14 protein-coding genes, 1 riboswitch and 1 other annotated feature are annotated in these 14355 nt (G+C 44.5%); of the genes, 11 read left to right on the top strand and 3 right to left on the bottom strand.

Annotated elements, in window-relative coordinates; genetic code table 11:
* Positions 1-68: 68 nt before the first annotated feature.
* Both hflD and mnmA read right to left on the bottom strand, forming a co-directional pair.
* Positions 69-686, bottom strand: coding sequence for a high frequency lysogenization protein HflD (hflD, locus tag L1D22_RS20285; RefSeq protein ID WP_239831030.1), 618 nt, complete (start codon positions 684-686; stop codon positions 69-71).
* A gap of 43 nt (positions 687-729) precedes the next feature.
* Positions 730-1866 carry a tRNA 2-thiouridine(34) synthase MnmA gene (mnmA, locus tag L1D22_RS20280; protein WP_017631376.1) on the bottom strand — a complete coding sequence of 379 codons (1137 nt, stop codon included), beginning with the start codon at positions 1864-1866 and terminating at the stop codon, positions 730-732.
* Positions 1867-2070: 204 nt separating this feature from the next.
* Between mnmA and L1D22_RS20275 the strand changes: the two genes are divergently transcribed.
* Both L1D22_RS20275 and L1D22_RS20270 read left to right on the top strand, forming a co-directional pair.
* Positions 2071-2340 (top strand): hypothetical protein, encoded by a 270-nt coding sequence (locus L1D22_RS20275; RefSeq protein ID WP_010439986.1) that lies wholly within the window; start codon positions 2071-2073, stop codon positions 2338-2340.
* Between the two features lie 102 nt (positions 2341-2442).
* The gene (locus tag L1D22_RS20270) at positions 2443-3747 is read left to right on the top strand and encodes an inosine/guanosine kinase (RefSeq protein WP_017631378.1); all 1305 of its coding nucleotides are present in this window, start codon (positions 2443-2445) and stop codon (positions 3745-3747) included.
* Between the two features lie 214 nt (positions 3748-3961).
* Here the strand turns inward: L1D22_RS20270 and L1D22_RS20265 are convergent, their stop codons facing one another.
* The gene (locus tag L1D22_RS20265) at positions 3962-4372 is read right to left on the bottom strand and encodes an H-NS family nucleoid-associated regulatory protein (RefSeq protein ID WP_017057063.1); all 411 of its coding nucleotides are present in this window, start codon (positions 4370-4372) and stop codon (positions 3962-3964) included.
* Positions 4373-4736: 364 nt separating this feature from the next.
* A riboswitch (Lysine riboswitch) is annotated at positions 4737-4914 on the top strand.
* Positions 4915-5026: 112 nt separating this feature from the next.
* On the opposite strand from L1D22_RS20265, the gene L1D22_RS20260 reads away from it, so the two are divergent.
* From L1D22_RS20260 to hisIE, 9 genes are all read left to right on the top strand, one after another.
* Positions 5027-6619 (top strand): Na+/H+ antiporter NhaC family protein, encoded by a 1593-nt coding sequence (locus L1D22_RS20260; RefSeq protein WP_239831029.1) that lies wholly within the window; start codon positions 5027-5029, stop codon positions 6617-6619.
* Between the two features lie 190 nt (positions 6620-6809).
* Positions 6810-6945 (top strand) — a sequence feature (His leader region).
* Positions 6946-6998: 53 nt separating this feature from the next.
* A complete protein-coding gene (gene hisG / locus L1D22_RS20255) occupies positions 6999-7895 on the top strand; it encodes an ATP phosphoribosyltransferase (RefSeq protein ID WP_239831028.1) in 897 nt (298 codons plus the stop codon).
* Entirely contained in the window at positions 7895-9196 is a 1302-nt protein-coding gene (gene hisD / locus L1D22_RS20250) for a histidinol dehydrogenase (protein ID WP_239831027.1), read from the top strand. The genes hisG and hisD overlap by 1 nt, the downstream gene beginning before the upstream one ends.
* A 9-nt stretch (positions 9197-9205) precedes the next feature.
* Positions 9206-10246 carry a histidinol-phosphate transaminase gene (gene hisC, locus L1D22_RS20245; protein WP_017630679.1) on the top strand — a complete coding sequence of 347 codons (1041 nt, stop codon included), beginning with the start codon at positions 9206-9208 and terminating at the stop codon, positions 10244-10246.
* A gap of 132 nt (positions 10247-10378) precedes the next feature.
* Complete coding sequence (hisB, locus tag L1D22_RS20240; RefSeq protein WP_239831026.1) at positions 10379-11467, top strand: bifunctional histidinol-phosphatase/imidazoleglycerol-phosphate dehydratase HisB; 1089 nt, start codon at positions 10379-10381, stop codon at positions 11465-11467.
* Between the two features lie 9 nt (positions 11468-11476).
* Positions 11477-12091: an imidazole glycerol phosphate synthase subunit HisH gene (hisH, locus tag L1D22_RS20235; protein ID WP_239831025.1), complete on the top strand. Its 615-nt coding sequence runs from the start codon at positions 11477-11479 to the stop codon at positions 12089-12091.
* 43 nt (positions 12092-12134) lie between these two features.
* Entirely contained in the window at positions 12135-12872 is a 738-nt protein-coding gene (gene hisA, locus L1D22_RS20230) for a 1-(5-phosphoribosyl)-5-[(5-phosphoribosylamino)methylideneamino]imidazole-4-carboxamide isomerase (protein WP_012604374.1), read from the top strand.
* Positions 12854-13627 carry an imidazole glycerol phosphate synthase subunit HisF gene (gene hisF / locus L1D22_RS20225; RefSeq protein ID WP_017630683.1) on the top strand — a complete coding sequence of 258 codons (774 nt, stop codon included), beginning with the start codon at positions 12854-12856 and terminating at the stop codon, positions 13625-13627. Before hisA ends, hisF begins: the two co-directional genes overlap by 19 nt.
* A complete protein-coding gene (gene hisIE, locus L1D22_RS20220; RefSeq protein ID WP_239831024.1) occupies positions 13624-14274 on the top strand; it encodes a bifunctional phosphoribosyl-AMP cyclohydrolase/phosphoribosyl-ATP diphosphatase HisIE in 651 nt (216 codons plus the stop codon). Before hisF ends, hisIE begins: the two co-directional genes overlap by 4 nt.
* Positions 14275-14355 lie beyond the last annotated feature (81 nt).

The following is a 14355-nucleotide window of genomic DNA, read 5'->3' as shown; positions in this document are numbered from 1 at the left end:
CGCAATCGTTTGCGTGAGAGTTGTGTTGATACAAAAAACAAGCTCGCGACGAGGCGCGAGCTAATAAATCACATTCGAGCTAGTAGGATTTGAGCCTGCTCGATCATCTTCTTGCGACCGAAGATAAGGTGGCGACGTTTGCCGCCAACTTGACGCCATAACACAGCGCTTCGAATCCCTGATAGAAGCAGTGCGCGAACCTTATGTTGGCTCGATGTCTGTTGAAGTACAGACGGTGTACCAGAAACCTGAATGCGTGGGCCGATAGGGCTGACAACATCAAGGTAGATACTTGCAAGGTTGCTGATCATTTGCTCGTCAAACAGATCAAAGTGTTCAGTTTGGCGTTCTGCAGTTTGAATGCGGTCGCTAAGCTGAGACATAGAGTCGTTGCGAGAAGACAGCTTACGCTCAAGCGCCATCAAGCTGATTATGTAACGCGTGATATCGCTACCTGCTGGAGTACTATCGATACCTTTTACTAAGCACTCAAGGCCAAGCTTTAGGTTCGCTTCACGTCCAAATACGCCCACGGTATTCGCTGGGTTGGTATTTAAAATGGCACTGAGTGAAGCTTCGAAGGCATCTTTATCACAATGGCCGTCTTTCGCTACTTGTTGAACCAAAGCCACAGCTTGGCAAATTCCGGCGAAAGCAATAGTACGGTCATAAAGTGTATTAGCCACGTAGTAACTCCTAGTTGTCTTCTATCGTTTGTCGTTTGATTGATTAGATGCGCTTTTCGATGATACCACCACCAAGACATACTTCGCCTTGGTAGAACACTGCAGATTGACCTGGGGTCACAGCGATTTGTGGGTCATCAAAAATAACCTTAATGTTCTCATCATCAATTGGGATGATTGTACAAGGAATATCTGTTTGACGGTAACGTGTTTTTACCGTGCATGTCATAACTTCAGTAATTGGTGTGCGATTTACCCAATGAAGTTGAGATGCGATCAAACCTTCTGATTTCAGAAGAGGGTGGTCTTTACCTTGTACTGCGATAAGTACATTACGCTTAAGGTCTTTTTCACCAACAAACCATGGTTCTTCATTACCGCCGCCGCCTTTTGTGCCGCCGATATGTAGGCCTTTACGTTGACCTAGTGTGTGGTACATCAAGCCTTGGTGTTGACCAATCACTTGGCCTTCTGGCGTTTCGATGTTACCCGGTTGTGCTGGTAGGTATTTGCCTAGGAATTCAGTGAATTTACGCTCACCAATAAAGCAGATACCTGTAGAGTCTTTTTTCTTCGCGGTGATCAAGTCTTGCTCTTCAGCAATGCGTCGAACTTCAGGCTTCTCTAGTTCACCGACAGGGAATAGGCTGCGTGCTACTTGATCTGAGCTTAGCGTGTATAGGAAATAGCTCTGGTCTTTGTTGCTGTCTAGGCCACGTAGCATTTCTGGTTTTACGCCAGCATCAAGTTCTTCTTGAGTTGGGAAAGTACGACGAACGTAGTGACCCATCGCGATGTAGTCTGCGTCTAGTACTTCATCAGCAAACTCTAAGAATGCTTTGAATTTGATTTCTTTGTTACAAAGGATATCTGGGTTAGGCGTACGACCTGCTTTGTATTCTTCAAGGAAGTATTCAAAGACGTTGTCCCAGTATTCTGCAGCAAAGTTAATGGTGTGAAGGTGGATACCTAGTTTGTCACATACCGCTTGAGCATCAGCAAGATCTTCAGCTGCCGTGCAGTATTCTTCGTTATCGTCTTCTTCCCAGTTTTTCATGAAAAGGCCTTCTACCTGATAGCCTTGTTGCTGAAGAAGATACGCCGATACTGACGAATCTACACCGCCGGACATACCGACAATTACTTTCTTTTCGCTGTTTCCAGAGCTGATATCTGACATGTCTAAACACCGTTACTATTACTTGGTCGCAGATTCTAACAGAAAGAGAAACGCCGTGACAGATCCGAGACCGGAATCACAGTTTCATTTGCACAAATAGTGCGCTGACTTTGTTAGAGAATCGCATGAGAGCGAGGTGAGTCGCTAGGATGTCAGAAGTATATGTGGCATAGTCGCTCGAAATCCAAGACCTGAGATAAAAAAATGTCTGAACAAAATGAATTTATGCAAGAAGAAGAGCTGATCGAGATTATTGAAAATCAGCTTGAAGATGGCGAACCTGTAAAAGTAAAAGAGACGCTAATGCGCTTAATGATGACAGGCACTCCTCGTGAAGAGGCGATTGCTGCAATGGCATGTGCATTGGCTATCGAAGTATTTGATGTTATGAAAAACGGCGCTGAGTTTAATCAAAAGCGTTACGCCGAGCATTTGGGCATGCTGCCTGATTTAAGCTTTATGGAAGGCGAATAAAAAAATACTCTAGCAAACGTTTGCTATAGTTTGAAAGATTGCCGCGTTAAATATAGCGCGGTAGAATCCGCCACCTATTTCCCCTTGACTTAGACTAGCCCTATGAAATTCCCTGGACAACGTAAATCAAAGCACTACTTTCCGGTTCACGCTCGTGATCCTCTAGTGAGCCAAGCTCAAAGCAGTAAAAGAATGTCACGCACTCATATTATCGGTATTGACCAAACTTTGGTGGATATTGAAGCAAAAGTGAGTTCTGAACTTATTGAGAAGTACGGTTTAAGTAAGGGACATTCACTAGTTATTGGTGACGAAGCCGCTGAATCTTTATATCAAGAATTAAAAGAACAGTGCCTGATTACCAATGAATACGCTGGTGGCACAATTGGTAATACACTACACAACTATTCAGTATTGGCGGACGACCGTTCAACACTATTAGGTGTAATGAGCCAAGATATTAAGATTGGTAGCTATGGTTACCGTTATTTATGTAATACATCAAGCAGAATGGATCTGAACCATTTACAAGGGGTAGATGGCGCAATTGGTCGCTGCTTTGCATTAATTACAGAAGATGGTGAACGTACTTTCGCAATTAGCGAAGGACAAATGAACCAACTAAAACCAGAAAGCATTCCTGAAAAGATCTTCAAAAGTGCTTCTGCTTTAGTATTAACCGCTTATTTAGTTCGTTGTAAGCCTGGCGATCCTATGCCTGAAGCAACAATGAAAGCGATCGAATACGCGAAGAAATATGATGTGCCTGTTGTTTTAACACTAGGTACTAAGTTCGTTATTCAAGACGACCCTGAATTCTGGAAAGACTTCTTAGAGCAGCACGTAACGGTTGTTGCAATGAACGAAGACGAAGCAGAAGCCCTAACCGGTGAAAGCGATCCGCTGGCTGCATCAGATAAAGCGCTAGAGTGGGTGGACTTAGTTCTATGTACTGCTGGCCCTGTTGGCCTATTCATGGCGGGTTACACGGAAGACGCAGCGAAGCGTGAAACATCGCTGCCTCTACTTCCAGGTTCAATTGCTGAATTTAACCGTTTTGAATTTAGCCGTCCTGCACATAAAGAGTTATGTGAAAACCCAACTAAAGTGTATTCGCATATTGCGCCATACATGGGTGGTCCGGAAAAAATCAAAAATACGAATGGTGCAGGTGATGCAGCTTTATCAGCTTTATTACATGATATGGCTGCGAATAAGTACCACAAAGAAAACGTGCCAAACTCAAGTAAGCACCAACATTCATTTTTGACCTATTCTTCTTTCTCACAAGTTTGTAAATATTCAAACCGTGCTAGCTATGAAGTGTTGGTTCAACACTCTCCACGTTTATCTCGTGGTCTTCCTGAAAGAGAAGATAGCCTAGAAGAAGCGTACTGGGAAAGATAAGAGACTTTGTTTATCCAATGCGTATGTGTTTATCAAATGCGCATCTGTGTTTATAAAGAACATTAAAGGGTAACAAAATATAAAAAAGGCTCCGAAAGGAGCCTTTTTGTTTCTGAATATATTGAAGCCGTAAATAATACTTTGGTCGACTTAAATATTAATTCTATTGCTAAGAGTGTAATTGATTACCCACTCAGCAAACTGAACGCTTAACTTAGATAGCAAACTCTTCTAGAGATTTACCAGCATCTAGCTGTTCTTGGATAGCTGAAGGCGTACGGCCTTGACCTGTCCAAGTTTTCTCGTTGCCGTTTGCGTCTACGTATTTGTATTTCGCTGGGCGAGGAGCGCGTTTAGCTTTAGTTGTTTTAGATTTTGCTTCGCCAGAAAGAGCTGCAATAAGATCTGCAACATCAATTCCGTCTTTTGCAATTTGTTCAGCGATAGCAGAAAGCTTAGCTTCTTGTTCTGCTTTAGCAGCACGTTCTTCAGCTTCAGACTCTTGACGCTCTTGTACAACAATAGTTAGCTTGTCTAGCGCTTCTTCTAGTTGCTCAAGAGTTAATTCACGTGAGAATGCGCGAAGGCTACGGATATTTAATAGAGTTTTTGTTAATTCAGACATGATATTTTCCATCAAGGTAAACTAAATAATCCACCTAATAATAAACAGAGCTTGGGAATAAAACAAACAGTATTTCTTTTATTACATATTTAAATATAAAAGTGAGATGAATAGTTGAAAATTCCCATGCTCCTTTCTATTGCATTTATAATAGATATTAAGACTATCTTAAAATCTGATATGTGACTGGTGGAGTAATTCCACTATGTTGACTATTCTTTTGTTGATTAGTTCATAAATAAAAAGCTACTTTTCTTGGAATGATATGTTGCATTGTTGCTCTTGATGGGTACAATTGCGGCTACCTGATGCGATGTTTTAGTTAATCATTTGTTAAACTATTGTTTAAGTGGTTAATAATGTTGTCGCACGTAGAGGTGCAATTATAAAAAGTAGTTTTCGTTGGGGTGATGCCAATGAACGAAGATGAAAGGTGTAATTGCCGAAGTAAATTGTATATCTAAGCAATTTGCTGGGGTTGTGCTCAATAGGTACAACACTGCCATAGTCTTAATTTTAAACTATGGAGCGCTACTGTAGGGTTGGGTGAAGTGTTCACTTCCCTTTCGCTTAGTTCAACATGAACTTGGTCATCTGTATCAAGTTTGTCTGCAGTAGATCTCTAGCCAAATAAAAAACTGGTTTTTGAAGATCATGAATTTAATAGATTTTGCAACATCTCCTTTATCTTTGCTTCCGCCACTTGTGGCTTTGAGCCTTGCTATCGTTACCCGCCGTGTATTGGTTTCTCTGGGTGTCGGTATTGTTATGGGTGCCATCTTACTTGCTGATTACTCAGTGAGTAATGCCGCTAGCTACGTATTTACTAAAGCATCTGGTGTTTTCATTGAAGATGGCGGTATCAACACTTGGAACATGAGTATCATTGCTTTCCTAATTATCTTGGGAATGACAACGGCGCTATTAACACTATCTGGTGGTACTCGCGCATTCGCTGAATGGGCTCAGTCTCGCGTTAAAAGCAAACGTGGTTCTAAACTGCTTGCAGCTTTCTTAGGCGTATTCATCTTTGTGGATGATTACTTCAACAGCTTGGCGGTAGGTGCAATCTCTCGTCCTGTTACAGACCGTTTCTACGTATCTCGCGCTAAGCTAGCTTATATTCTTGATTCTACTGCAGCGCCAATGTGTGTGATCATGCCTGCTTCTAGTTGGGGTGCTTACATCATTACTATTATCGGTGGCATCCTAGTAACACACGGTGTGACTGAGTATTCAGCTCTCGGCGCTTACGTTCGTCTAATTCCAATGAACTTCTATGCGGTATTTGCACTTCTTATGGTGTTCGCAGTGGCGTGGTTCGGTCTAGATGTTGGTAAGATGCGTGAGCATGAAATCGAAGCATCTCAAGGTCGTGGCTTTGAAGGTGACAATGACAGCCAACAAGCTCACGATCTAAATGAAGAGCTAGATATCGAAGAGAGCGAGAACGGTTCTGTTTCTGACCTAATCATGCCGATCGTTTCATTGATCGTCGCGACGGTTGCAGCGATGCTTTACACTGGCGGCCAAGCGCTGGCTGCTGATGGTCAAGCATTCAACCTTCTAGGTGCATTCGAAAATACTGATGTAGGTAAGTCTCTTGTTTACGGTGGTGTTATCGGTTTACTAGTAGCACTAGCGACAGTATTCAAGCAAAAGCTGTCTATGGCTGATATCGCAAGAACAATGTGGATCGGTGCTAGCTCTATGTTTGGCGCGATTCTGATTCTTGTGTTCGCATGGACTATCGGTTCTGTAATCGGCGATATGAAAACGGGTTCTTACCTATCGTCTCTAGTAACAGGCAGCATTGATTACCACTGGCTACCGGTTATGTTGTTCCTTCTAGCGGGCGTTATGGCGTTCTCTACAGGTACATCTTGGGGTACATTCGGCATCATGCTACCAATCGCGGGTGACATGGCAGCAGCATCGGATATCGCACTGATTCTTCCTATGCTAAGTGCGGTTCTAGCGGGTGCAGTATTTGGCGACCACTGTTCTCCAATCTCAGATACGACGATTCTGTCTTCTACTGGTGCTCGTTGTAACCACATCGACCACGTATCGACTCAGCTTCCATACGCGTTGTCTGTAGCGTTTGTATCGTGCATTGGTTTCATCACTCTAGGTATGACATCTTCAATTGGCATCGCATTTGGCGCAGCGTCTCTAACGTTTGTTGCTGTATGTTTTGCATTGGCTTACTTCTCTCGCTGCAAAATGGCGACGTGCAACAGCTAAAACTGAAAGTTAATCAGTAAACTATCAGGGAGGCGTTTGCCTCCCTTTTTTGTGCCTGTTAATTTAATTTTAAGTTTCGTGAAAAAAGTTCGAATAAATGGTTGAAAAAGGATGTCAGCTTAGTTAGTGTGGAGACAAGACAGCAAACAACCTAAGAGCTGATAAGTATGCGTAAATTAGTAATGAACATTCATCACCATCATCACCCTATCTAGTCTTTCGGGGAGATTTGCGTATACCCGGGAGCAAGATTACTCCCGGAGGTTAAGTCAAAAGAATTTAGATTTAAACCCTCGGGATGACAAAGTCCCCGAGGGTTTTTTAGTTTTAGCGCTTTTAAATAATCAATAAATTCAAATATTTGCACAGGGATACAGCAATGCAGACACAACGCCTAAGAATCGCAATTCAAAAGAAAGGTCGCTTAAGTAAAGAGTGCCAAGACCTACTTAAAAAATGTGGTGTTAAATTTAACATCATGGGTGAGCGCCTAGTGGTTCACTCACTAAATATGCCAATCGACTTGTTACTCGTTCGTGATGACGACATCCCAGGTCTTATCATGGATGGGGTAGTTGACCTTGGTTTCATCGGTGAAAATGAACTAGAAGAAGTTCGTCTAGATCGTGTTGCTCTTAAAGAGCCTTCAGAGTTCCGCACACTACGTCGTTTAGACTTCGGTGGTTGCCGCCTTTCAATCGCTATTAATAAAGACGAAGAATACAACGGCCCACAAGACTTAGCGGGCAAACGTATTGCGACAACCTACCCACAACTACTTAAAGCCTACATGGACGAGCAGGGTGTTGATTTCAGCACTTGTATGCTAACAGGCTCGGTTGAAGTAGCTCCTCGCGCTGGCCTTGCAGATGCAATCGCGGACTTGGTTTCTACTGGTGCGACACTAGAGGCAAACGGCCTAAAAGAAGCGGAAGTGATTTTCCAATCTAAAGCGACCTTGATTCAACGTACTGGTGAATTCGACGCAGACAAAACAGCATTGATTGAAAAGCTACTGACTCGTATGCAGGGTGTTCAACAAGCGAAAGAGTCGAAGTACATCATGCTACACGCGCCAACTTCTCAGCTGGAGCAAATCAAAGCACTACTGCCTGGTGCTGAAGATCCAACGGTTCTTCCACTATCGACGGACAAAGATAAAGTTGCTGTTCACCTAGTAAGTACAGAGAATTTGTTCTGGGAAACGATGGAACAGCTGAAAGAGTTAGGCGCAAGCTCGATTCTAGTACTACCAATCGAAAAAATGATGGGGTAATGACGATGAGAACCGTTGTTTGGCAATCTTTAAGTGAATCACAGCAAGACTCGGTATTAGAGCGTCCCGCTATTACTGAAGGTGCAAACATCACAGCGACAGTTTCTGATGTTATTGCAAAAGTACGAAATGAGGGCGATGCCGCGCTTAAAGAACTGACTGAGAAGTTTGACCGCGTGACTCCAAAATCAATTCGAGTGAGCTCGGATGAGATTGAAGAAGCGAGCGCTCGTTTAACTCCAGAAATGAAACAGGCATTAGAACAAGCTTACAGCAATATTGCTAAGTTCCATGAAGCTCAGAAACCCCAGCCAATTAAGGTTGAGACGCAACCAGGTGTTGTGTGTGAGCAAGTGACACGTGCAATTAACACGGTTGGTCTGTACATCCCGGGTGGCAGTGCGCCGCTTCCGTCAACGGTTCTTATGTTAGGTGTTCCCGCTCAAATCGCAGGTTGTCGTAAGGTTGTGCTTTGTTCGCCTCCACCAATCGCTGACGAAATCTTGTATGTCGCGAAGCTTTGTAAGATCGATGAAGTTTACAACGTTGGTGGTGGTCAAGCGGTTGCTGCGATGGCTTACGGTACGGAAAGCGTTGCTAAAGTCGATAAGATCTTCGGCCCAGGTAATGCCTACGTAACGGAAGCGAAGCGCCAAGTGAGTAATGACTTCCGCGGTGCGGCGATTGATATGCCAGCCGGCCCATCTGAAGTGTTAGTGATTGCTGATGAAACGGCTGATGCCGACTTCATTGCAGCGGACTTGTTGAGCCAAGCTGAACACGGCCCTGACTCTCAAGTGGTCTTAGTAACGCCATCTCCAGTGATTGCTGACCAAGTAACAGAGGCGGTTCAGAAACAACTGAAAGAGTTGTCTCGTGCGAACATCGCTCAGCAAGCATTGGCTTCAAGCTTAATTATCATTGCTGAATCGATCACTCAAGCGATTGCGATTTCGAACTTCTACGGTCCTGAGCACTTGATTGTTCAAACCAAGAACCCACGTGAACTGCTGCCATTGTTAGACAATGCAGGCTCAATCTTCCTTGGTGACTGGTCTCCAGAATCTGCAGGCGACTATGCGTCTGGTACAAACCACGTATTACCGACTTACGGTTACACTAAGACGTATTCAAGCCTAGGTTTGGCTGACTTCTCTAAGCGCATGACGGTACAAGAGCTAACAGCCGATGGTTTGAAAGGCCTAGCGCCAACTGTAGTAACAATGGCGGAAGCCGAAGGCTTGGATGCACACAAACGCGCTGTGACTATCCGAGTTGAAAAGTTAAATAAAGCGAAATAAGGGTAGGGCATGGAAAAGTTAGCAAGAAAACAAGTTCAGGCTCTAACACCTTACTTGTCTGCAAGACGCATTGGCGGCACGGGTGATGTATGGCTAAACGCCAACGAATCTCCGTTTGATAACGAGTACAACCTAAACCTGTCTCGTCTTAATCGCTACAGCGAATGTCAGCCTAAAGAGTTGATTGACGCTTACGCACAATATGCAGGTGTGAAACCAGAGCAAACACTGACGACTCGCGGTGCTGATGAAGGTATTGAGTTATTGATTCGTGCTTTCTGTGAGCCGAACGAAGACGCTATTCTTTACTGCCCACCCACTTATGGTATGTACGCAATCAGTGCAGAGACGATCGGTGTTGAGCGTAAAGTCGTGCCTCTAACTGCGGAATGGCAACTCGACCTTCCTGCGATTGAAGCGCAACTAGACAATGTGAAAGTGGTGTTTGTTTGTAGCCCAAATAACCCAACTGGTAATTTGGTTAATCGTAAAGACATCATCAAGCTACTTGAAATGACTCAAGACAAAGCGATTGTAGTGATGGACGAAGCGTATATTGATTTCTGTCCTGAAGCATCAACTGTTGATCTGCTTGCACAATACCCGAACCTAGCGATTCTGCGTACCTTGTCTAAAGCTTTTGCATTGGCTGGACTACGCTGTGGCTTTACGTTGGCGAACCAAGAGCTTATCGATGTATTGTTGAAAGTGATTGCGCCATACCCAGTGCCAATCCCTGTGGCTGATATCGCCGTTCAAGCGCTTTCAGAACAAGGCCTTGCGAGAGCGAAGTTTCAAGTTCTGGATTTAAGTGCGAACCGCGCTTATCTACAAGCCGGTTTATTGGGCTTGCCTCAAGTGACGGTTTTTGATGGTTGGGGTAACTACCTATTGGTTAAATTCCCTAACGGTGACGAACTATTTAAAGCAGCATGGGACAGTGGCATTATTTTACGTAACTCGCCAATCGAAGACTGTGTTCGCATTAGTATTGGTAACCGCGAAGAGTGCGAAAAGACACTTGGATTCATTCGTAACTTTTTTCAGTAACGAAAGGCTTACCAGTAATAACATTTGTCAGTCTTGAGTTGATTAAACGTCGACTGACAAATGAAACCAATATTTTGGGTTAGCGTTTGATTTTAGCTAGGCCACCAGATTTAAAATTAAAAGGAAGTTCAAGTGAGTAAACAACAGAAAATACTTTTTATAGACCGCGATGGCACCTTAATTGTTGAGCCGCCAGTCGACTTTCAAGTAGACCGTTTAGACAAGCTAAAATTTGAACCGCTAGTTATTCCTAGCTTGCTTGCACTGCAAGATGCTGGCTACCGTCTAGTAATGGTAACTAACCAAGACGGCCTAGGTACCGATAGCTATCCTCAAGAAGATTTCGACGCGCCACACAACATGATGATGGAATTCTTCGAATCTCAAGGCGTTAAGTTTGATGACGTGCTTATTTGTCCTCACTTTGACGAAGACAATTGCTCTTGCCGTAAGCCTAAGTTGGGTATGGTTAAAGAATACCTACAGGGCGGTAAAGTCGACTTCCAACACTCTGTTGTGATTGGCGATCGATTAACTGACCTGCAACTTGCTGAGAACATGGCAATCCGCGGTATTCAATATGGCCCGGACGCAGAAACGGAAGGCACGCTTAACTGGCCACAGATCGTTAAAGATCTGACGGTTAACGCTCGCGTTGCTGAAGTGGTTCGTACGACAAAAGAAACCGATATTAAGGTAGCCGTAAACCTTGATGAAACCGGTGGTAATAAGATTGATACAGGTATGGGTTTCTTCGACCACATGCTTGATCAAATCGCGACACACGGTGGTTTCCAAATGAACCTAACTGTGAAAGGCGACTTACACATTGATGACCACCACACAGTTGAAGACACAGCACTTGCGTTAGGCCAAGCTCTGAAAGATGCGCTAGGCGACAAACGTGGTATTGGCCGTTTTGGTTTTAGCCTGCCAATGGATGAGTGTTTGGCTCAGTGTGCGTTAGACCTTTCTGGTCGCCCATACCTGAAGTTCGATGCGAAATTCAGCCGTGAACAAGTGGGTGATCTTTCAACTGAGATGGTGGTTCACTTCTTCCGCTCTCTAACCGACACACTGGCTTGTACGCTACACCTTTCTTCTGATGGCAATAATGATCACCACATCATTGAGAGCCTGTTTAAAGCGTTTGGCCGTACTCTTCGCCAAGCAATCAAAGTTGAAGGTAATGAGTTACCAAGCAGCAAAGGCGTTCTGTAAGGGATCGGTATGAAAAAGCAGAAAGTAGTTATTATTGATACTGGTTGTGCCAATGTTTCATCGGTGAAGTTTGCGATTGAACGTCTGGGCTACGCAGTTGAAATTTCAAAAGAACCAGAAGTTGTTCTTGCTGCCGACAAGCTATTCCTACCCGGTGTAGGTACAGCAAGTGAGGCTATGAAGAACCTGCAAGAGCGTGACCTTGTTAGCCTTGTGAAGCAAGTAGAGAAGCCTCTACTGGGAATCTGTTTAGGTATGCAGCTGTTAGGCAAACTGTCTCAAGAGAAAGGCCAAAAGGCTGACGAGTTAGTTGAATGTTTAGGCTTGTGTGATGGTGAAGTGCGTTTACTTGAAACAGGTGATTTACCACTACCACACATGGGTTGGAACACAGTAACTTCGACACCTAACCACCCTTTGTTTAAAGACATTGAAGAAGGCGAGTACTTCTACTTCGTTCACAGCTTCGCAATGCCAGTGGGTGACTACACAATCGCACAATGTGATTACGGTAACCCGTTCACAGCGGCGGTGCAAAGTGGCAACTATTATGGTGTTCAGTTCCACCCAGAGCGTTCTTCAAAAGCCGGCTCTAAGCTGATTCAGAACTTCTTGGAATTGTAATAAGGATTAGGCAGCGGCCAACGTTGCCATATAAGGAATGTAAATGATTATTCCCGCATTAGATTTAATTGAAGGCCAAGTAGTTCGCTTATTCCAAGGTGATTACGGGCAAGTAACAGAATACAAAGTAGACCCTGCAGAGCAGTTTAACCTGTATCACCAAGCTGGCGCAGGTTGGCTTCACCTCGTTGACTTAACGGGTGCAAAAGACACAACCGCTCGTCAACTTGACCTAATCGCAAAGCTACTTGCTAGTACGCCTGCCAATATCCAAATTGGTGGTGGTGTTCGTAATGAGCAAGATGTGGTCGACCTACTTGAAGCTGGCGCGCAGCGCGTAGTTGTAGGCTCAACGGCAGTTAAGCAGCCTGAGCTTGTGAAAGGTTGGATGGAAAAATACGGCGCTGAGAAAATTGTACTGGCACTGGATATCAATATCGACGAAAGCGGCACACGTAAAGTGGCGATTTCAGGTTGGCAAGAAGATTCAGGCGTGACGATTGAAGCGCTGATTGAAGACTACCTAACTGTGGGTCTTAAACACGTTCTGTGTACCGACATTTCACGTGATGGCACGCTAGAAGGATCAAACGTAGAGCTTTACGTTGACCTTTGTAAACAGTACCCACAGGTTCAATTCCAATCATCGGGTGGTATCGGCAGCCTAGCAGACATCGAAGCTCTAAAAGGCAGCGGTGTTGCTGGTGTGATTGTGGGTCGAGCGTTACTTGATGGCAAGTTTACCGCAGAGGAGGCATTTGCATGTTGGCAAAGCGAATAATCCCTTGTTTGGATGTCCGTGACGGACAAGTGGTCAAGGGCGTTCAGTTCCGTAACCACGAAATCATTGGCGACATCGTTCCGTTAGCACAGCGCTACGCGGAAGAGGGCGCTGATGAATTGGTATTTTACGATATCACGGCATCGAGCGATGGCCGTGTCGTCGACAAGAGCTGGGTCAAGCGTGTCGCAGAAGTGATTGATATTCCTTTCTGTGTCGCTGGTGGCATTAAATCAGCAGAAGATGCAGCGCGCATTCTTGAGTTTGGTGCGGATAAAGTATCGATCAACTCGCCTGCATTGGCTAACCCTCAACTGATCACTGACCTTGCTGATAAATTCGGCGTTCAGTGTATCGTTGTTGGTATCGACTCATACTTCGACAAAGAAACAGGCAAGTATCAGGTTTACCAATTTACTGGTGATGAAGCGCGTACTAAAGCGACCAAATGGGAAACCAAAGATTGGGTGCAGGAAGTACAGAAGCGTGGCGCCGGTGAGATTGTATTAAACATGATGAACCAAGATGGCGTTCGTAACGGTTACGACATCGAGCAACTCAACATGGTTCGCGAAGTGTGTAACGTGCCTTTGATTGCCTCTGGTGGCGCAGGTGCGATGGAGCACTTTGCTGAAGCCTACAAAAAGACCAACGTGGACGGAGCATTAGCGGCTTCGGTATTCCACAAGCAAGTCATCAATATTGGTGAACTTAAACAGTACTTAAAACAACAAGATGTAGAGGTGCGACTATGAGTTTTGAAACCGCAAGCTTATCAAAAGCAGCAGTAGGCGCATTATCAGAGCGTATTAACTGGGAAAAAGTAGATGGCTTAGTGCCAGCTATTGTTCAAGATTACCAATCGAGCCAAGTGTTGATGATGGGATACATGAACCCAGCAGCACTTGAGAAAACGGGTGAAACGGGTCAAGTAACCTTTTTCTCACGCACTAAAGAGCGTTTGTGGACGAAAGGTGAGACCTCGGGTAATGTTCTGCAACTGGTGAACATGTCACTTGATTGCGACAATGACACCTTGTTGGTAAAAGTGAATCCAATTGGTCCAACGTGCCACTTGGGTAACACCACATGTTGGGATGTTGATCCGCAAGAAGAGACCCAGATGATGTGGCTTCATCAACTTGAGCAGCTACTGGCTGCCCGCAAGGACGCAGATCCTGAGTCTTCTTATACTGCCAGTCTATATGCCCGTGGCACCAAGCGTATTTCGCAAAAAGTGGGCGAAGAAGGCGTTGAAGTCGCGCTTGCGGCGACGTCGGGCGATAAGGCGGAATTAGTGTGTGAATCAGCCGATTTGATTTACCACCTAATGGTTCTTCTTCAAGACCAAGGCCTATCGATGAACGACGTAGTGAATAAACTTAAAGAGCGCCATAAGTAAGCCTCTTTAGATTTATCGAATCACGCAAAAGATAGATAAAAGCCCCGTAAACAACCATGTTTACGGGGCTTTTTTAGCGTT

It is taken from the genome of Vibrio sp. Isolate34, assembly GCF_022397915.1.
Lineage (GTDB): Bacteria > Pseudomonadota > Gammaproteobacteria > Enterobacterales > Vibrionaceae > Vibrio.
The sequence above is the reverse complement of the archived record's forward strand: the minus strand, read 5'-3'. Positions and strand labels throughout refer to the sequence as shown.

Excerpts from the sequence above, each read along its gene's own strand:
- hisG (WP_239831028.1), top strand. The coding sequence starts at position 6,999 with ATGCAGACACAACGCCTAAGAATCGCAATTCAAAAGAAAGGTCGCTTA.
- L1D22_RS20270 (WP_017631378.1), top strand. The coding sequence starts at position 2,443 with ATGAAATTCCCTGGACAACGTAAATCAAAGCACTACTTTCCGGTTCAC.
- L1D22_RS20275 (WP_010439986.1), top strand. The coding sequence starts at position 2,071 with ATGTCTGAACAAAATGAATTTATGCAAGAAGAAGAGCTGATCGAGATT.
- mnmA (WP_017631376.1), bottom strand. The coding sequence starts at position 1,866 with ATGTCAGATATCAGCTCTGGAAACAGCGAAAAGAAAGTAATTGTCGGT.
- hisA (WP_012604374.1), top strand. The coding sequence starts at position 12,135 with ATGATTATTCCCGCATTAGATTTAATTGAAGGCCAAGTAGTTCGCTTA.
- L1D22_RS20265 (WP_017057063.1), bottom strand. The coding sequence starts at position 4,372 with ATGTCTGAATTAACAAAAACTCTATTAAATATCCGTAGCCTTCGCGCA.
- L1D22_RS20260 (WP_239831029.1), top strand. The coding sequence starts at position 5,027 with ATGAATTTAATAGATTTTGCAACATCTCCTTTATCTTTGCTTCCGCCA.
- hisIE (WP_239831024.1), top strand. The coding sequence starts at position 13,624 with ATGAGTTTTGAAACCGCAAGCTTATCAAAAGCAGCAGTAGGCGCATTA.
- hisD (WP_239831027.1), top strand. The coding sequence starts at position 7,895 with ATGACGATGAGAACCGTTGTTTGGCAATCTTTAAGTGAATCACAGCAA.
- hisF (WP_017630683.1), top strand. The coding sequence starts at position 12,854 with ATGTTGGCAAAGCGAATAATCCCTTGTTTGGATGTCCGTGACGGACAA.
- hisC (WP_017630679.1), top strand. The coding sequence starts at position 9,206 with ATGGAAAAGTTAGCAAGAAAACAAGTTCAGGCTCTAACACCTTACTTG.
- hisH (WP_239831025.1), top strand. The coding sequence starts at position 11,477 with ATGAAAAAGCAGAAAGTAGTTATTATTGATACTGGTTGTGCCAATGTT.